Genomic DNA, 18,574 nt, shown 5'->3' on the forward strand with positions numbered 1-18,574 from the left:
GCTTGGCTCAGAATCTGATCCCGTGGAAGCTCAAATGCCGCTCGACATCCTTGAGGTGCTGTGGGGTCGAGACATGGTACCATTCGCCGTCATGACGCAGTCCGAACAGGCGGTCATCTTCGATGGCGCGGTCCCAGACGACGTTGGTTGAAAACGCGCCCGCCGGCGAATCGCGGAACAGCCGCGGATGGCAGATCTGAATACCGGCATAAAGGAATGGCGCCACCTGCCAGCCGAGGCGGCGACGAACCCTGCCCTCCTGGTCCATCGTGAAGTCGCCCTTACCATCGTAGCCGACGGCCGAAACAGTGGGTTGCAGCAACAGCAGCGCGTCCATCCGGGCATCGTCCCAGCCTTCGGCGAGGCGGATCAAGGCATCGGTCTTGCCGTTGAGCCAGATGATCTTGGCATTGACGGCAAAGAAGGGATCGTCGCCTAGAAGCGGCAGTGCCTTCACAATGCCGCCACCGGTTTCGAGAATCTCCTCTTCGACCGAATAGACGATCTCAATGTCCTTGCGCCCCTTCAGATGTTCGCGGATTTTGTCGCCGAGATGGTGCAGGTTGATCACGGCGCGCTTGACACCCACGGCCACAAGTCGATTGAGCACGACGTCCAGCATCGGCACGCCAAGCACCGGAACGAGCGCCTTTGGCAATGAGTCCGTATAGGGCCGCAACCGCGTTCCGAACCCCGCCGCCATGACCATGGCGGTATGCGGCATCTTGAAATCTCGTTTGGCCAAAATTCGCGTCCTTCAGGCAGAAATGGCGCCGCGCTCGGAAGGCGGCAGGTGACGGGCATACCAAGCGGCGACCGGTGCCATTACCGGGTGATTGATATCGTGTGCGATCAGTTCCCAGACGCGCGGCATGAAGCGCTGGTACCAGGGCTTGCCGTCGCGTTTCAGCAAGCGCGCGAAGGTCCCGGCGATGCGGGTGTTGCGCTGTCCGCCGATGATCGCATAGGCCGCCAGATAGGCGTCGCGGTCGATGCCTGGGTTGGCCTTGAGATAGCGTTCGATCATCCGGGTCATCAGATCCCACGGCACATTGCGACGGACATCTTCCAGCAACGAGACGAGGTCGAATGTCACCGGTGCCAGCACCGCGTCCTGGAAATCTAGCAACCCACAGGCCTCAATGCCGGCACGCCCTTTAAGCACCAGCAGATTGTCGACATGGAAATCGAAGAGCGCGATCGATTTCGGCGCCGCCTCGCGCTGCGGCAGGACCTGCTGCCAGGCAGCGACGAATTCCGCACGAACATCGTCGGGGGCAGGTGTACCGAAATGCGCCGGCCAGTACCAATCCAGCAGCAACTGAACTTCCCGCAACGCCCTTGCATCATCAAAGACGGGAAGTACGGCGAGTTCACTGGGGGGCACTTTCTGATGCAAAGCGATCAGCGTGTCGGTCGCCAAGGCATAGAGTTCTTCCGCATTGCCGCCTGCATCAAGCTCGCGCGTATAGGTCTGATCGCCGAGATCTTCGAGCAGTAGGAAGCCCGCTTCCTCGTCCTGCGCCATGATCTGCGGTGCGCTGAAACCCATCCCCTTCAACAGATGGCCGATGCGAACGAAAGGGCGCACATTTTCCATCGGCGGTGGCGCATCCATCAGCACCGCCGTTTTTCCATCCAGCGTCAGCCGGTCGTAGTGGCGGAATGAGGCATCGCCTGCCAGCAGACGCAAATCTGCTTTTCCCCAGCCGGCCTGGGCCAGAAACTGATCGCGGCGCTGCCGGCGCGCGTCAGCAGACATGGTTGGTGCGTTCATGATCTTGTTCACTCCCCCAGAATTTCGGCCCGGACCCGCCCCAGCCGATCTCCCCAATCCCCTTGGCCAGATAGCAACAGCCGGCGCGAATCGGCACTCCCGCCGGGCGCCAGAGTCACGTCGAGACGCCGACGAGGCAAGAGCGAGCCCAGCCGTTCTGGCCATTCGATGAGCGAGATGCCATCGGCAAAGGCTTCCTCGATCCCGACCTCATATGCCTCCTCGGCTTGTTTCAGCCGGTAGAGGTCGAAATGCCAGATCTCGGCCGCCGCCCCGTCAATCACAGCCGGATAGGTCTGAACCAGGGTAAAAGTAGGGCTGGGTACGGCTTCCTCGGCCGGAACCAGGGCGGAAATGAACCCCCGCGCCAGGGTCGTCTTTCCCGCCCCGAGGTCACCCCACAAAGCGAAGATATCGCCTGGCCGCGCCAAGTGCGCCAATACCCCGCCTGCCCTTGCGGTCATAGCCGCATCGGCAAGCTCGAATTCTAGGCTGTAGGCAGGTTGGGATAGCGTCATGGCGTCGGTTTGTAGCCGTCCGGCGACGCTGCTGCAATGCTCCTTGCGACACTGGATTTGCCCATTGATTACAATGTGCTAAAGGATGCCCCAGATTCATTGGGAGGATGCGATGAGTGCCGTTCAGCAGACCGATGTCGTGATCATCGGGGCAGGCCCAGTTGGCCTTTTTGCCGTCTTTGAATGCGGCATGCTGAAAATGCGCTGTCATGTCATCGACGCGCTGGAAAGCACCGGCGGCCAATGCGTCGCCATGTATCCGGAAAAGCCGATCTACGACATTCCAGGCTATCCTTCCGTCGATGCCGCGGTGCTGATCCAAAAGCTGGAAGAACAGGCTGCCCCGTTCAATCCCACCTACCATCTGGGCCAGCAGGTCGAGAAGCTCTCGCAGAACGGCGACCGCTGGCTGGTCGAGACCAACACCGGGACCAGGATCGACACCAAGGTCGTGATCATTGCCGCCGGCTGCGGCGCTTTCGGCCCGAACCGCCCGCCGCTGGATCATCTGGCGGATTACGAGGGCAAGAGCGTCTTCTATCTGGTCAAGCGTCGGGAAGACTTCCGCGGCAAGCGCATCGTCATTGCCGGTGGCGGCGATTCCGCCCTCGATTGGACCATCTCGCTCGCCGATATCGCCGAGAAAATCTATGTCATCCATCGCCGCCCGAAATTCCGCGGTGCGCCGGAATCAGTGGCACGCATGGAGGCTCTGGCAAAGACCGACAAAGTCGAACTCGTCGTCCCCTACCAGTTGCACAGCCTGGAAGGAACAAGCGGGCAGCTTTCAGCAGTCAATGTCGCGACGATGGAAGGCGATGTTCGCCGCCTGGATGCGGACACCCTCCTGCCCTTCTTCGGCCTGGCCATGAATCTGGGCCCAATTGCCAATTGGGGCCTCAATCTTGAGCGCAGCCACATCACGGTAAACCCACAAAACTGCGCCACCAGTGCCCCCGGCATCTTCGCGATCGGCGATATCGCCACCTATCCGGGCAAGCTGAAGCTCATTTTGTGCGGCTTTGCCGAGGCCGCCATGGCTGCCCACGCGGCCCATCCGCTTCTGCATCCCAATGAAGCCCTGCACTTCGAGTATTCGACCTCCAAAGGGGTCCCCGGCTCCTAAGCAAACATAGGTCTTAAGTCTTATGACCGAAGGCCTGGTGACGTTTATTTTGCCTTAACGAACTTTTGCCAAGGTGCCCAAAGTCGGTACTTGTGCGCTCGCGCCGGTGCCGAATCATTTGGGCAGCGCAAGCGGATCATCTTGAGTTCGGGGGCAGAAATAAAAGCGGATCTCGCCGTTCTTGCCGACGACACTTCCGGCAGTGATTCCGCACGCCCCGGCGCTTGGCAGATTCTGATCGTCGATGACGATCCGGATGTGCATGTCACCACAGAGTTTGCACTAAACGGCGAGACCGTGCTGGGCAAGCCAATGCAGTTCCTGCACGCAAATTCGGCGGCAGCAGCCAGGCAAATCCTGACTGACGCAGACGATATTGCCGTCATCCTGCTCGATGTGGTGATGGAGACCGACGACGCTGGCCTGCAGTTGGTGCGGGTGATCCGCGAAGCTCTCAATCTCAGCGCCCCGCGCATCATTCTGCGTACCGGGCACCCAGGCTACGCACCTGAGCATGATGTCATCCGCAACTACGATATCGATGACTACCGCACGAAGTCAGAACTCTCCCGCATACGACTCTTTACGTCGGTGGCAACGGCCTTGCGTGCCTATGATCGGCTACGCCAGTTGATGGACACCAATCAAAGACTTGAGCAGCTGACGAGAGAGCTCGAAGTACTGAATATCGACTATCTGGAACAACGCGAAGCAGCCCTGAGTGCCGCCCAGGCAAAATCAAGATTTCTCAGCAATGTCAGCCACGAATTGCGCACACCGCTCAACGCCATCGTTGGCTTCAGTGAACTGTCGCTGCGCGCCCTGAACGATGGGCGCTCGGTGCCCGCATCTTATATCGAGGATATTCTGGAGGCTGGGCGCCGGCTCGCCGCCATGGTCGACGATATTCTGGACTTCAGTCAGGTGGACTCCCGCCGGCGTCAGCTGGTGGTCGAGCCGATAGACGTGCAAGAACTCGTCGCATACCAATCCGAGCTTTATCAGGCCGACGCTGGCAGGCTGGGCATTTCACTTCGCTGCCAATTGAACCAAGACAAGCGTATTCTTGAAGTTGATCGCGCCTCGCTTAGCAAAGTCCTCGGCCACATTGTTTCGAACGCCCTACGCTATTCGCCGCGCCACGAAACTGTAGAAATCGGCTGGACCTCGCGAGGCGGTGAACTCGCGATATCCGTCAGCGACCGCGGCCCCGGTATCCCGAAATCGATCAAGAGCCACCTTGCCGAGCCATTCTCGATCGGACAGGACGTGCTGACAAAGGATGCGAGCGGCTTAGGGTTGGGCCTCACGATATGCCGCCATCTGACTGCTATCATGGGCGGGATCGTAGAGATTGCCGACCGCGAAGGCGGAGGAACGATCGTCTCACTCGTCTTCCCCGACCGCATTGGTTAGGGGGGGCAGCGTGAAGGTCGGGCTGACGAATCCGGACAATACGGACCTCATCTCGTCGGAAGCCGTCGCCTTTCTTGCAGAGCTGGCACGCAATCGGTCGGTGCAGGAAGGTGACTTTGAAACGGTCGTCAATCTTATCTGCGAGCGATGCCTCGACCTAGTCGATGCACGTTTCGTCACCGTCTGGGTACGGGACCAGAAGAACAATGTCTTGCGCAGCATCGCCCGCTTCGACCGACTCACCCACGCCCGATGCCACGATGTGGAAATCCCGCTGGACAAAGTGCACGATGAGCTCGCCACCCTTGAACAGCATACTTTCATCATCAGCGATGATGCTCTTTCTGATGAGCGACTTGCTGGCATTCATGACGAGTATCTGCGCCAAAACGGCATCGCCGCCCTCCTCAAGCACGTCGTCCGCACCTCAGGGACCGATATCGGCCTATTGAGCTTTGAGCGAACTGAAAAAACTGTCCCCTGGCAGGCGCGCGACGCGGCCCTCGCCCGCGGCGTTTGCTCTTATTTGGCGCTCACGGCGGTCAACCAGCAAAAAGCTGAAATCGAACGACAATCGGCCGATAACTCGGCCTTGCAGCGCGCAATTCTGGACAATGCTTCCTATGCGGTTATCGCGACGGATGTCAGCGGCACAATCACTTTCTTCAATCGTGCCCCTGAAGAAATGCTCGGCTACAGCTCCGCAGAAATAGTTGGCAAGCACACGCCCGTTGTTTTCCATGACGCCAATGAAATCGCGGCGCGCGCGATGCAGATATCCATCCACTTGGATAGCGAAATCCCACCGGATTTTCAGGTATTCGTGGCGCGATCTCTTGCCGGTGAGCGGAATGCCGATGAATGGACCTATATCCATCGTGACGGCAGCCGCAAGACAGTCCTGCTGTCAGTTTCCACGCTGAGGAATCGGGGTGGAGAGCTGACCGGCTTTCTTGGGATTGCTTCGGATGTGACCGAACGCAACGCCGTTTCATCGCGCCTGCGTCAATCCGAGGAAATGCTGTCGCGTGTCCTATTGCAGTCGCCAGATGCCATTCTGATTACGGCGCTTAGCGACGGTCGCATCCTCGATGCCAACCCGGGTTTCGTTCAGATCACCGGATATGCGCGGACCGAAGCGATCGGCCGGACGACCGTCGATTTTGGCATTTGGGCGGATCTCGCCGAACGTAACGAGATGCTGCGTCAGGCCCGCACCATTGGTGAAGTCAAGTCGATGCCGATCAGGATTCTGCGCCGCGGCACCGAATTGCGCCATTGCGTTCTATGGGGGCGGACGTTCGAGCACAATGGTATCCCGGCGCTCCTCACGTCGGTCCATGATGTCAGCGACATCAAGGCAGCAGAGGCTGCGGCACATCAGTCACAGCTGATGCTGCGCGCCAGTGAAGATAAATTGCGCTCACTTTTCGCCCTTAGTCCACTCGGTATCAATCTTCAGGACATAGAGGGTCGCTATATTGAAGCCAACGATGCCTTTCTTTCGCTCATTGGATATGAGCGCAATGAGCTTGTCGGCCATACTTGCTATGACCTGATCCCCGAAGAATACTTGGCGGAAGAACCTGCGCGCCTCAAACGTCTGCACGAGACCGGCATCGTTCCCGCCTACGAGAAAGCCTATCGCCGCAAAGACGGCAGTCTCGTCCCGGTGTCCACGACGACCGTCCTGGTGACCGGTGCAGATGGCGCACAATTCAAATGGACGATTGTCGAGGATATCACGGTCAGGCGACAGGCCGAGGAAGCCCAACGCAGGCTGAATAGCGAACTCGAGCGGATGGTGGCCGAACGTACGGCTGAACTGCAAAGCGCCATGGAGGGGCTTATGCGTTCGGAGAAGCTCGCCTCCCTGGGCAGCCTTGTTGCCGGCGTCGCGCACGAAATCAGTACACCGGTCGGCAACGCGAGCCTTGCCGCCTCAACCCTAGCTGGCGCCGTCCGTACCTTTGAACCGATGCTGGAAGGCAAGCTCACCCGCACCGGGCTCGAAAATTTCGTCAGCCAAGTGAAGCTTGGTGTCGATATCACGAACCGCAATATCGAGCGGGTCTCCAATCTGATTCAGAGTTTCAAGCAGGTGGCGGTCGATCAAACGAGTTCGCAGCGCCGGACCTTCCAACTCCAGGAAGTAGTCGACGAGATCATCACGACCATGCATCCCAGCATCCGCCGCGCCGGTGTCACGACCTTGGTGGACGTGGCGCCAGATATTACGCTCGACTCTTATCCCGGCCCGCTCGGCCAGGTTCTGACCAATCTCATCAACAACGCACTCATCCACGCATTTCCAAAGGATTCGGTGGTGACCGTCGGCGAACCGCGTATCGAGGTAAAGGCTGCTCGACTTGGCTCCGATCTACAACTGACCGTGGCCGACAACGGGGCCGGCATCCCGGCGTCTGCGCTGGGACGGATATTCGATCCTTTCTTCACGTCCCGCCTTGGTCATGGCGGCAGCGGGCTCGGACTGCACATCGTCCACAATATCATCGTCGAAATGCTGGCCGGCTCGATTGATGTCAGCAGTCAACCAAGTCAGGGTACAATCTTCACCATCACTATTCCCGTCGTCACTCCAAATGCACCAGATGTGGAGCAGGGCCGATGATCAACCAACCTCCGCAAGAGGCAACCGGCCTCGCGCAATGGATATTGTTGCGCCTAAAGCCTTTTGTCGACGACGACGCGGCAAGTTTGTTTGCCGACGAGGCCGAAGAAGGAGCGGTCACGGCCGGCCGACCTTGGTCGATTCTGATCGTCGACGACGATTCCGAGGTGCATGCAGCTATTGGCTTAGCTCTCAGCGGCGCCGAGATAGATGGTCGCAGACTGCGCCTCAGCCATTGCCACTCTGCCAGTGAAGCACGCACGCGCCTTGCGGGCGATGAAGAAGATATCGACCTTGTTCTTCTCGATGTGGTCATGGAAAGCGCCGAAGCTGGGCTCGATCTGCTCGAAAGCCTGCGCGCCGAACCCGAAACCCGGTCGCTGCCCGTCCTCATTCATACGGGTCAGGCCGGTCGCTTTTCAGAAAACATGGTACGCGCCCGCTACGACATCAGCGGATACTTGCCAAAATCATCTGTAACGCAACAAGGGCTTCTGTCAGCACTAAGGGCTGTGCTGCAGGAAGGCCGAGCGGCCTAGGCAGCGTCGAGCGGCAACGAACAGACGATACGGCGGCCGCGTGGCCCGCTTTCCGTCATCAAGCGCCCACCATGCATTTCGATAAGGGTTCGCGCCAACGCAACGCCCAGTCCACGGGTTGATGATCGGGCTTGCGACGAATCTGAGTCCGGACCGACGTCGAAGCCGAAATCCTCGACAGCCCCTTGGACGCTGACACTGACCTCCAACATGCTATCCTGGCGTTCTGCCTTCACGATGATGGTGCGACCACCCGGGGCAGCACCGATGGCCGCACTGAGCAGATTGCCCAGCGCCTGCTTCAAACGCTGTGGATCGGCATCGATCATGCCCACATCTGGCTCCACCTCGATCAGCAGCTCGATGTTGCGGCTGCGTGCCCTCTGCTGGAAGAGGCGCGCCATAGATTCCGTCAATTGCCGGACATCGACTTTGCTCGGCTCCAGATGGATATATCCAGCCTCGATAGCGGCGACGTCGATCACGTCGCCGATCATCAGAATGAGGTTCTGCGCTGAGTCGAGAATGGCCGAGGCATATTCCAACTGCCGCTCGTTCATATCGCCGAAATACTGCCGCGCCAGCAATTCCGCGTAGCCGATGATGGCGTTGAGCGGCGTACGGAATTCGTACGAAACGTTGGCAATGAACTCGGATTTCAGCCGGTCGGCCGCCACCAGCGCTTCATTGCGCTCGGTCAGCGCGCGCTCCATATTGATGCTGTCGGTAGCGTCGGTGTATTTGAAGAGGCGGCCACCATCCGCCAATGGAATGCCGGCGATGTCGATGATCTTGCCGTCGATGCGTTCCAGACGCCAGTTCTTTACCTCGCGCTCGCCGATGTTCGATATGATGCGGCGGCGCAATTCGTCCCAGTTCGGCTTGTTCTCGAAGAATGGCTTCACCGCCTCAACGATCTGGCGCACATGCGGCTCGCCATCGACATCGGCTTCGCTGAGATTCCACAAGCGCACGAAGGCCGGATTGTAGAGCTTGAGGCGCGCATCGCTACCAAACACCGCGATGCCCTCATAAAGGTGATCGATGGTCTCCTTCTGCACCTCGATCAGGGTGTTGTAGTTGCGCTCCATCGCCAATTTGTCGGTGACATCCTCAAAGGTAAGGATGACGCCGCCGAAGGGATGGGGCGAGGCCAGCATGCGATAGGTGGCACCGGAGGGTACATGCATCAGGTCCTCGAACGGCGCGATGACCGACATGACCTGCCGGCTCCACTCCTGCTTGAACGAACGGAAGTCGGCCTGTTCCGGAATCTGCCGACGCTCGCGCAACATATCGAGCACCTGGTCGACGCTAGGCTCAAGGCGCAGGAACGCGGCATCGAGGTTGAACATGTCACGAAAAGCGGCGTTGAAGAACTTGACCCGCTTGTCCGGACCGAAGATCACAATGCCGGTGCCCAATGCCTGCAGCACATCGTCATGGGCGGCGATATGGCGCGCCAGTTCGCCGTGACTCTCTTCAAGCTGAGTCTGGTCGAGCGCAAAGCCGATGACCGACCCGTCGGGCAACGGCACTTCGGTGAGGTCGTAGAGGCGCCTCTGCCCCTTCACGACCAACTGCTGGCTTTCCGATTGGGCAAGACCCACCCGCTGCGCGCGGCGCGCCAGAGCCTTGGCGGCCGGGTTGATTTCGCGCCCCTCGCCGATAACCCTCTCCACCGGCAGGTCGAGAATGCTGGCAAAGGCCGGGTTGCACCAGGCAATGGCCAGATCCTCACCCCGCCGCCAGACCGGGTAAGGCAATTGTTCTAGCAGTTGGGCCAGGGACGAAGCCGTCTTCAGCGCATGGGCGGAGGCCTGCTCCAGCGGTTCGACGATATCGCCGACGTCATCGAGCCAGATATGGCACTTCGCTCCGCTGCGCATGCCCGTCCAGCGCAGACGCGCCTCTACCGAGACCGGCTCAAAGGTGAAGCTCTGCCCCTCCTTCTCCAGCGACATGATGGCGTTGAGGAGCTCCGCCTGCTCGGCCGGCTTGAGCAAGGCCACCAGATCGTGTCGCGTGCAATCCCCGTCCGCCGGCAGTTTCAGCCAGCGGCGAGCCAGCCGATCGACCTCGGCGCGGCCGCCAACCTCCCAAACGATATGGCCAAGCGGGACGGTCGCCAAAGTGGCGGCCAACTCTTCCTGTTCCGCCTTGCGGGCGGAAAGGGTCTCTTCAAATCCGTGAAGCTGAGCCGAGAACTGGGTCTTTTCACCGTGGCGGCGCCATGCCTGATAGGCGGCGACGGCCAAGCCCATCACCAATCCAGCCGCACCCATCCCCAATTGCAGCGAGTCGCCCATGGCTGAGCACTGTACGGATGTGCGATTCCGGTGACAAGCCACCGACGATGTGTACCGCCAAGAAGAAGGGCGCCCGGCCTTCTCGACCGGGCGCCCCATTCCATACACCCCGCCTATCGCAGGATCAGTAGCGGTAATGCTCCGGCTTGAACGGGCCGGCCTGGGTGACGCCCAGATAGGTCGCCTGCTTGTCGCTGAGCTTGGTGAGCTTGGCGCCGACCTTGGCGAGATGCAGCATCGCCACCTTCTCGTCGAGATGCTTCGGCAGAACGTAGACCTCGTTCTTGTAGGCTTTGTGGTTGCCCCACAGTTCGATCTGGGCCAGCACCTGGTTGGTGAAGGAGGCCGACATGACGAAGCTGGGATGGCCCGTGGCGCAGCCCAGATTGACCAGGCGGCCTTCAGCCAGCACGAGGATACGGCGGCCGGTCGGGAATTCGACCTCATCCACCTGCGGCTTCACATTGTGCCACTTGTAGTTCCGGAGGCCCGCGATCTGGATCTCGCTGTCGAAGTGGCCGATGTTGCAGACGATGGCCCGGTCCTTCATCTCGCGCATATGCTCGACGGTGATGACGTCGACGCAACCCGTGGCCGTGACGAAGATGTCGCCACGGGTCGCGGCGTCTTCCATCGTCGTCACTTCATAACCTTCCATCGCCGCCTGCAGCGCGCAGATCGGATCGACTTCGGTGACAAGGACGCGGCAGCCGGCATGGCGCAGGCTTTCGGCCGAACCCTTGCCCACATCGCCAAAACCGGCGACCACGGCGACCTTGCCGGCCATCATGACGTCGGTAGCGCGGCGGACGGCGTCGACGAGGCTTTCGCGGCAGCCATACTTGTTGTCGAACTTCGACTTGGTGACGCTGTCGTTGACGTTGATTGCCGGAACCTTCAGCGAGCCGTCCTTCTGCATCTGATAGAGGCGATGGACGCCGGTGGTCGTTTCCTCCGAGATGCCTTTGATGTCCTTCAGCATGTCCGGATATTTGTCGTGCATGATCTGGGTGAGGTCGCCGCCGTCATCGAGGATCATGTTCGGCTTCCAGCCGCCCGGGCCGGTGATGGTCGCTTCGATGCACCACCAGAATTCCTCTTCCGACATGCCCTTCCAGGCAAAGACCGGGATGCCCTTCGCCGCGATGGCGGCAGCCGCATGGTCCTGGGTCGAGAAGATGTTGCAGGACGACCAGCGCACTTCGGCGCCGAGGGCCACCAGCGTTTCGATGAGAACCGCCGTCTGGATGGTCATGTGCAAGCAGCCGGCGATGCGCGCGCCCTTCAGGGGCTGCTTCTTGCCGAACTCGTCGCGCAGCGCCATCAGGCCCGGCATTTCGGTCTCAGCGATCGCGATCTCCTTGCGACCCCAATCGGCGAGGCTGATGTCTTTGACTTTGAAATCGTTGGCGGCCATGGCGGCGTCTCCATCAGATAAAGATTTGTTTATATGGCGCCGTATAGCAGGCCGGCCCGGTCGCGGCAAGCCCTGCTTTAGCGGACGCCTGTAAATTGATGCGATCCGGCATCATCACCTATCGAACCTTAGGTAATTATATGATCCAGAAGGAAAAATATCGGATCATCCGACGGCCTGGGACCACCGTCCGAAGCCTTCAAACCGCGAGGGCGTTGAAATCGTCGAGCAGCATGGCAATGCGGCCCGTATCCCACTGATCCATGATGAGCCGCGCACAGCGCGTTGCCGCCAGATAATCGATGTTTCGGATGCGCTGCTTCACGCGCGGCAGATTGACCGGCGCCATGGAGAGATCCTGGATGCCAAGCCCCAGCAGGAGTGGCGCGAATTTCGGATCGCCCGCGATCTCGCCGCAGACACTGATCGGAATGCGGCTGCGCAAGGCGGCCTCGGTCGCAAACTGGATCAGCCGCAGCACGGCCGGATGCAGTGGATTGTAGAGATGCGCCACCTGCTCTTCGCCCCGGTCGATGGCCAGCGTGTACTGCGTCAGATCGTTGGACCCGATGGCGAAGAAATCAGACACCTGCGCCAAGGCGTCCGCCGAAAGGGCAGCACCCGGCACTTCGATCATGACACCGATCGGCGGCAGGGAATCGGCCATTTTGACATTGCGCCGCTTCAGCCGTTTGGCCACCTGTAGCAGCATTTCCCGCACCTGCTTGACCTCGCTCAAAGACGAGATCATCGGCAGCAGGATGCGCACGGGACCGTGTGCACTGGCACGCAGGATCGCGGCAAGCTGCGTTTCCAGCAGATCTCGCTCCTGCAGGCCGAGCCGGATCGCGCGCAGGCCCAGCGCCGGGTTGGCGGTATCGCCCAGCCGCTCACGCAGTGACGGCGCCAACTTGTCGCCACCCACGTCGAGCGTGCGAATGGTGACCGGCTTGCCCTCCATACCTTCGACGATGGCGCGATAGGATTCGACCTGCTCATCTTCGGTCGGCAGATCGGCGCGGTTCATAAAGAGGAACTCGGAACGCAGCAGCCCCACGCCTTCGGCACCTGCCGCCAGCGCCATGTCCAGCTCGCGGGGCAGTTCCAGATTGACCAGCATGCCGACGCGCTGCCCATCGCGCGTAACGGCTGGCAGCTTCTTAAGCCGCGACAGGATGCGCTCGGTCCGCTCCAGCTCCAACTGCCGCCGATGAAACTCTTCAAGCCGGCCCGGCGTGGGGTTGATGTAAATGCGGCCGCCGGCACCGTCGACAATGACCGTATCCCCGGTCTTCACCGCCTTCGAGAGGCCGGCAAGGCCGAGAACCGCGGGCAGCGCCAGCGAACGCGCCATGATCGCGGTATGGCTTTCAGCGCCACCCAGCTCTGTTGCAAAGGCATGAATGCGCTTGGGATCAAGTAGCGCCGTATCGGCCGGTGTCAGTTCCTCGGCGATGACGATGGCACCTTCGGGCAGATGCTTGAACGCCTCAAACGGTGTCTTGGTCAGGTTGCGCAGCAATCGGTCCCCGACTTCCCGCACATCCTTGGAACGAGCCGAAAGGTAAGGATCGTTGAGATGCTCGAAATCATGCGCGATCGCATTGATTTCATATTGCACCGCCGCTTCGGCATTCTGCCGCAAATCCGAAATCCGCCTCTCGACACCGCGTACGATGCGCGAGCCGGACAACATCTGCATGTGCGCGTCGAGCAGGAATTCCAGTTCCTCGGCCGCAGCACCGTGCAGTTCAGCGCTTTTCTTCTTCAGTTTCCGGAGTTGGCGTTCCGACTTTGCCAAAGCGTCGCGAAATCGTTCCAGTTCCGCTTCGACGGCATCCGGCGCGATCTCATAATCCGGCACATTGATGACGCCGATCTCGACAACATGCGCATGGCCGATAGCTATACCGGCCGAAACGCCGAGCCCTTCGAGCAAAACTTCGCGATGCGCCGCTGGCTTGTCCTTGGCGGCCTTGGTAGGACGACGCGATGATCGCGGCGTCTCACTCTTCATCGAACTTGCGCTCGATAAGATCGACCAGGGCGTCGATCGCGGCCCGCGCTTCGGCGCCATGGGCGCGGATCTCAAGCTCGGTACCGATGCTGGCCGCCAACATCATCAAGCCCATGATCGATCCACCGCTGACGTCCATCTCGCCCTTGGCGACGCGGACATCGGCATCGAAGCTTCCGGCCGTCTTGACGAATTTCGCTGCGGCACGGGCATGAAGCCCCTTCTGGTTGGCAATCTGGGCGCGGGCCGTGAGTTTATCTGTCTGTGACATCGGCAGCCCCTCAGCATTCGCTGGCTTTGAGGAGTTGCGATGCGACGTTGATATATTTGCGCCCGGCCTCCTGCGCTGCTGTCACGGCACCGGTGAGCGGCAACGTCCCGCGCACACTTGCCAGCTTGATCAGCATCGGCAGGTTGACACCCGCCACCACTTCCACATTCGCCTTGTCCAACGTCGAGATAGCGAGGTTCGACGGCGTGCCGCCGAACATGTCGGTCAGCAGGACGACGCCCTTTCCTTGGTCGCACTTGGCGACGGCTTCGAGAATTTCGCGCCGGCGCTGCTCCATATCGTCCTCGGGGCCGATGCAGATGGCGGCAGCGGCTTGCTGCTTGCCGACGACATGTTCCAGGGCGGCCAGGAATTCAGCGGCAAGATTGCCGTGCGTTACCAGGACAATGCCGATCACTTCAGTCTGAACCACACATACCCCCGAATGTCGAAACCCGCGCTGCGCCGGTCGCCCTCATCCGGCCGACCGTCCTACATCGCGATGCCGGAGCGTGACCGCGCGGTCGCGCTCCTTGAACCATTGTGCCAGCTTGCCGGCGACGAAGACCGACCTGTGCCGTCCGCCAGTGCACCCGATGGCGATGGTCAGATAGCTCTTCCCCTCGTCCTCATAGCCCGGCAAGAGGGGCCACAATAAGGAAGTCAGGGCCGCAAAGAAACCGGGGAAAGCAGGGTCGGCCTCGATCGCGCGGCCAACGGCCGCATCCTCCCCCGTAAGCGGCCTAAGTGCCGGATCATAATGGGGATTTTCAAGAAACCGGACATCAAAAACAAGATCTGCCTCGCGCGGCAGGCCCTGCTTATAGGAAAAGGAAAGAATGGTTACGGCCAAATCCGGCTGCGCATCGAGGCCGAAATGCCCGGCCAGCATCGCCTTCAAATCTCCGATTGCGCTCTCGCTGGTGTCCAGCACGATGTCGGCCTCGCCCTTCACCGGCTGCATCAGCTGGCGTTCGCGCTGGATGCCGTCGACCACTGGACGGTCCTGCGCCAGCGGATGCCGGCGTCGCGTTTCCGTATAGCGACGCTGCAGCACATCATCGTCGCAATCCAGAAAGACCAGACTGACGCGCAGGCGCTTGTCCTTTTTCAATTGCTGGACCAGGTGGATGAAGCCATCGCTGGAGAAACCGCTGGTACGGGAATCGATGCCGAGCGCGATCGGCTTGCCCATTTCCGGCAGGCTTGCCTGTGCCAGGCCGGCCAGCAGATGCGGCAACAGATCGAGCGGCATGTTGTCGACCGCTTCGTAACCGATATCCTCGAGACACTTCAGTGCCGTTGATCGGCCGGCCCCGGCCAATCCGGTCACCAGCACGACATGGCGCCGCTCTTTGCGCATATCGCCATCGGTTCGTTCCGCTACCATCGACGCCGGATCGTTTTGCGACATGGCCCTGCCCGAAATCTCTATTCCCGGCCCAATATATGGCCGGCACCGCATCGCACTGCAAGCCGCAGCTTGGCGGTGGCCGACGGTGCGGCGGGATCTATCTGCATCAAGGGTATGCTGACGCCGAGAAAATCGACACTTTGCGCCGGCGGCAGGCGCTCGATGGTTTCAAGCCCAGCCATATCGACGACCCAGGCCAGTTCCGTCTCGCCATCCACATAGGGGACCGGCACGAGGCCGAGGCCGCGCGCTTCGATGTATCCCTTGAGTGCCGGCGGCATCAGTGCCGGCGCCGCCACGGTCACCCTGCCGCCATGCCGATGCAATTCCACCTGCTCGTCATTGACGAGCTTTGCGCCTTCATCGATGAGGCGCAACGCCAAATCCGACCGACCGCTGCCGGAGGGCCCGCGCAACAGCACGCCCCTTCCGTCGATTGCCACGGCGACACCATCCATTCGAAGCGATGCTGCACCCATCTCTACGACCTCACGCCATCACAAGGGTCACGATGAAGCGAGCGCCAATGATCTGTCCGCTGGCATCCGTGCGGTTCTCCGCCTTGAGACTGCCGCCATAGGCCTCGACGATCTGCTTGGAGATGGAGAGGCCGAGGCCCGAATGCGTGCCGAACTTTTCGCCTTTCGGTCGCTCCGAATAGAAGCGCTCGAAAATAGCGTTGAGCTTGTCGGCGGGAATGCCCGGCCCTTCATCTTCGACCGTCAGAATGATCTGGCGGCCGACACGGCGCGCGACCATCACGACCGTTCCCTTGGGCGGGCTGAAGGAAATGGCGTTGGCGACAAGATTGCGCACGACCTGGCCGAGACGACTTTCGGTTCCCAGCACAGCCAGCGCATCGCCATCCGGCAGATCGGTCGCAATGACCGGCGCCGATTCACGTCCCGTCGCCGTATAGATGTCAGCGACCGCAAGAACGAGATCGCGCAGATTGACCGGTTGTGCCTCGACACGCGACATTTCGGCATCGATGCGCGAGGCATCGGAAATGTCGGTGATCAGGCGGTCGAGGCGCTGCACGTCATCGAGAATGATGCTCATCAGCTTCTTCTGCTGCTGCGGATCTTCGACGCGCGCCACGGTTTCGACGGCGCTCCTGAGCGAGGTCAGCGGATTCTTGATTTCATGTGCCACATCGGCGGCAAAGCCTTCGATCGCATCCATGCGGCGCCAGACGGCTTCGGTCATATCGCGGAGCGCTCCGGAAAGATCGCCGATCTCGTCGCCACGCGCCGAAAGATCCGGAATCTGCTTCTGCCGCCCTTTGTCGCGCCGCACGCGGTCCGCGGCATCGGCCAGGCGGTGGATCGGCAAGGCAATGGTGCTCGAAAGATAGAGCGACAGCAGCACGGTGACACCAAGCGCAATACCGGAAACCCCCAGAATGGTCAGTCGCGTGTCGCGCAAGGTCGCTTCGATATCATCCCCAGGCTTGGTCAACAGAAGGGCGCCCAGCACTTGCCGATAACGCTGCACCGGCACCGCGGCGGAAAGGATCATTTTGCCCTTGCCGGCATCGCGCACGAAAGTCGCGGCCTCACCGTCCAGGGCCTTCACCACCTCCTCGTAATCGGTGGCATTCTGCACGGCGGCTTCCTGATAGGGCTTCAGGATGCGGCTGTTGGGCAGACGGTCGAAGACCCAATCATAGGCGCCGGCAATCCACTTCCAGACCAGGCTTTCATTGGGATCGAGCGGCGGCAGCGGCGTGATGGTGACGATACCGCCGGGGCCGGAAAGCAAGAAGGAATCGGCAATGAGGATGCCATCAGGGGTAAACAGGCGGGCGCGGGTTTTGGACACGTCGACCAATCGTCGGATGGTCTGGCGCGACGTCTCTGGCACCAGTTTCTCGTCACCCAACGTGGTGGTGGCAACGCCGCTCGAAGCCAACGCGCCGGAGAACAGCGAGCCTTCCGTCTTCAGCAGCTCCAGCTCCGATTGCAGCAGGCTGTCGCGATAGGTCGGCAGATAGAGGAGACCCAGTACCGGCACGAGAAGCGCCATGATGTTGAGAACCAGAATGCGACGCGTCAGCGGCGACTGCCACAGCGAGCGGCTTGACGCCGGCAGGCGCCGCTCGCGCGGCTTCTCTTTGCGTGTGGCCGGCTGCAGCTGCGGCGATGCCACCGCTTTTGCGGCAGGCGCACGCGGTGCGGCGCGCAATTCCGGCTCGGCCCGCGGCGGCAATGCCTTGCGGCGCTGCCAGAAACCCGGCTTCTTCGGCTTCGCGGGTGCCGTGGAGAGCGGCAGGCGCCAACGTTCGAGCTCGTCGCTGCGCGAAGCTTCGCTCATCGGCCGGTTCGCGCGCGGGGCAAATCAGCTTTCCTTGTAGCGGTAGCCGACGCCATAGAGGGTCTCGATATGGTTGAAGTCACCGATCACAGCCTTGAATTTCTTGCGCAGCCGCTTGATATGGCTGTCGATGGTGCGGTCGTCGACATAGATATTCTCGCCGTAAGCTGCGTCCATCAGCTGGTCACGGCTCTTCACATGACCGGGGCGTTGAGCCAGCGCCTTCAGCAGCAGGAACTCCGTGACCGTGAGTTCGATCGGCCGGCTGTCCCAGGTGCACAAATGCCGCGTCGGGTCCATCATCAGGGGGCCGCGCACCATCGCCGCCTCGCCGCTCTGGCTGGTGGCCGAGCGGCTTTCCTCGCGGCGCAGGATCGAGCGGATGCGCTCGATGAGGAGGCGCTGCGAGAAGGGCTTCTTGATGTAATCGTCGGCGCCCATGCGCAGGCCCATCAACTCGTCCACCTCGTCGTCCTTCGAGGTCAGGAAGATAACGGGCAACGATGAGGTCTTGCGCAGCTTCTCCAGGAGTTCCATCCCGTCCATGCGCGGCATCTTGATATCGAGAACGGCCAAGTCGACCGGCTGCTGGGTGAGTCCGCGCAAGGCGTCGGCGCCATCGCTATAGGTGCGAACGGCGAAGCCCTCGGCTTCCAGTGTAATCGTGACCGAGGTCAGGATGTTGCGATCATCGTCGACCAGCGCAATCGTCTGCGGCACGGGTTTTCTCCTTGGCGTGCGAACCAGTATAGAAATCAGCGAACCTTGCCAAGATTGCTGCCAATGATGACAGAAATGGGGCGCAATCGGCACATTTGCTAG

At 60.7% G+C, this 18,574-nt stretch carries 16 protein-coding genes; 4 read left to right on the top strand and 12 right to left on the bottom strand.

Going from position 1 to position 18,574, the window contains the following annotated elements:
* Positions 1-7: 7 nt before the first annotated feature.
* Genes ACE3PP_RS19785 through tsaE form a run of 3 tightly spaced genes read right to left on the bottom strand, consistent with a single transcriptional unit; the run spans position 8 to position 2,241 of the window.
* Entirely contained in the window at positions 8-724 is a 717-nt protein-coding gene (locus ACE3PP_RS19785) for a nucleotidyltransferase family protein (protein WP_374385007.1), read from the bottom strand.
* 33 nt (positions 725-757) lie between these two features.
* Positions 758-1,777, bottom strand: coding sequence for an aminoglycoside phosphotransferase family protein (locus ACE3PP_RS19790; protein WP_374385008.1), 1,020 nt, complete (start codon positions 1,775-1,777; stop codon positions 758-760).
* An 8-nt stretch (positions 1,778-1,785) separates the two neighbouring features.
* On the bottom strand, positions 1,786-2,241 hold the full coding sequence (tsaE, locus tag ACE3PP_RS19795) for a tRNA (adenosine(37)-N6)-threonylcarbamoyltransferase complex ATPase subunit type 1 TsaE (protein WP_374385009.1): 456 nt from the start codon (positions 2,239-2,241) through the stop codon (positions 1,786-1,788).
* Positions 2,242-2,407: 166 nt separating this feature from the next.
* Between tsaE and ACE3PP_RS19800 the strand changes: the two genes are divergently transcribed.
* From ACE3PP_RS19800 to ACE3PP_RS19815, 4 genes are all read left to right on the top strand, one after another.
* Positions 2,408-3,421, top strand: coding sequence for an NAD(P)/FAD-dependent oxidoreductase (locus ACE3PP_RS19800; protein ID WP_374385010.1), 1,014 nt, complete (start codon positions 2,408-2,410; stop codon positions 3,419-3,421).
* A gap of 90 nt (positions 3,422-3,511) precedes the next feature.
* Positions 3,512-4,837 (top strand): ATP-binding protein, encoded by a 1,326-nt coding sequence (locus tag ACE3PP_RS19805; protein WP_374385011.1) that lies wholly within the window; start codon positions 3,512-3,514, stop codon positions 4,835-4,837.
* 10 nt (positions 4,838-4,847) lie between these two features.
* A complete protein-coding gene (locus ACE3PP_RS19810; protein WP_374385012.1) occupies positions 4,848-7,469 on the top strand; it encodes a PAS domain S-box protein in 2,622 nt (873 codons plus the stop codon).
* The gene (locus ACE3PP_RS19815; RefSeq protein WP_374385013.1) at positions 7,466-8,008 is read left to right on the top strand and encodes a response regulator; all 543 of its coding nucleotides are present in this window, start codon (positions 7,466-7,468) and stop codon (positions 8,006-8,008) included. Before ACE3PP_RS19810 ends, ACE3PP_RS19815 begins: the two co-directional genes overlap by 4 nt.
* Here ACE3PP_RS19815 and ACE3PP_RS19820 read toward each other — a convergent pair.
* From ACE3PP_RS19820 to ACE3PP_RS19860, 9 genes are all read right to left on the bottom strand, one after another.
* Positions 8,005-10,317, bottom strand: coding sequence for a PAS-domain containing protein (locus ACE3PP_RS19820; RefSeq protein ID WP_374385014.1), 2,313 nt, complete (start codon positions 10,315-10,317; stop codon positions 8,005-8,007). The two genes, ACE3PP_RS19815 and ACE3PP_RS19820, sit on opposite strands and share 4 nt — an antisense overlap.
* A gap of 124 nt (positions 10,318-10,441) precedes the next feature.
* Positions 10,442-11,734 (bottom strand): adenosylhomocysteinase, encoded by a 1,293-nt coding sequence (gene ahcY / locus ACE3PP_RS19825; RefSeq protein ID WP_374385015.1) that lies wholly within the window; start codon positions 11,732-11,734, stop codon positions 10,442-10,444.
* Positions 11,735-11,933: 199 nt separating this feature from the next.
* The gene (gene ptsP, locus ACE3PP_RS19830) at positions 11,934-13,751 is read right to left on the bottom strand and encodes a phosphoenolpyruvate--protein phosphotransferase (protein WP_374385016.1); all 1,818 of its coding nucleotides are present in this window, start codon (positions 13,749-13,751) and stop codon (positions 11,934-11,936) included.
* Positions 13,741-14,022: an HPr family phosphocarrier protein gene (locus tag ACE3PP_RS19835; RefSeq protein WP_374385017.1), complete on the bottom strand. Its 282-nt coding sequence runs from the start codon at positions 14,020-14,022 to the stop codon at positions 13,741-13,743. The genes ptsP and ACE3PP_RS19835 overlap by 11 nt, the downstream gene beginning before the upstream one ends.
* Before the next feature lie 10 nt (positions 14,023-14,032).
* The gene (locus ACE3PP_RS19840) at positions 14,033-14,440 is read right to left on the bottom strand and encodes a PTS sugar transporter subunit IIA (RefSeq protein WP_374385232.1); all 408 of its coding nucleotides are present in this window, start codon (positions 14,438-14,440) and stop codon (positions 14,033-14,035) included.
* Between the two features lie 57 nt (positions 14,441-14,497).
* Complete coding sequence (gene rapZ / locus ACE3PP_RS19845) at positions 14,498-15,436, bottom strand: RNase adapter RapZ (protein WP_374385018.1); 939 nt, start codon at positions 15,434-15,436, stop codon at positions 14,498-14,500.
* Positions 15,437-15,453: 17 nt separating this feature from the next.
* On the bottom strand, positions 15,454-15,915 hold the full coding sequence (locus ACE3PP_RS19850; RefSeq protein WP_374385019.1) for an HPr kinase/phosphorylase: 462 nt from the start codon (positions 15,913-15,915) through the stop codon (positions 15,454-15,456).
* Positions 15,916-15,925: 10 nt separating this feature from the next.
* Complete coding sequence (locus ACE3PP_RS19855) at positions 15,926-17,752, bottom strand: stimulus-sensing domain-containing protein (RefSeq protein ID WP_374385020.1); 1,827 nt, start codon at positions 17,750-17,752, stop codon at positions 15,926-15,928.
* A 24-nt stretch (positions 17,753-17,776) separates the two neighbouring features.
* The gene (locus ACE3PP_RS19860; protein WP_374385021.1) at positions 17,777-18,472 is read right to left on the bottom strand and encodes a response regulator transcription factor; all 696 of its coding nucleotides are present in this window, start codon (positions 18,470-18,472) and stop codon (positions 17,777-17,779) included.
* Between the last annotated feature and the right edge of the window lie 102 nt (positions 18,473-18,574).

This window comes from Dongia sp., from assembly GCF_041910485.1.
Taxonomy (GTDB): Bacteria; Pseudomonadota; Alphaproteobacteria; order Dongiales; family Dongiaceae; genus Dongia.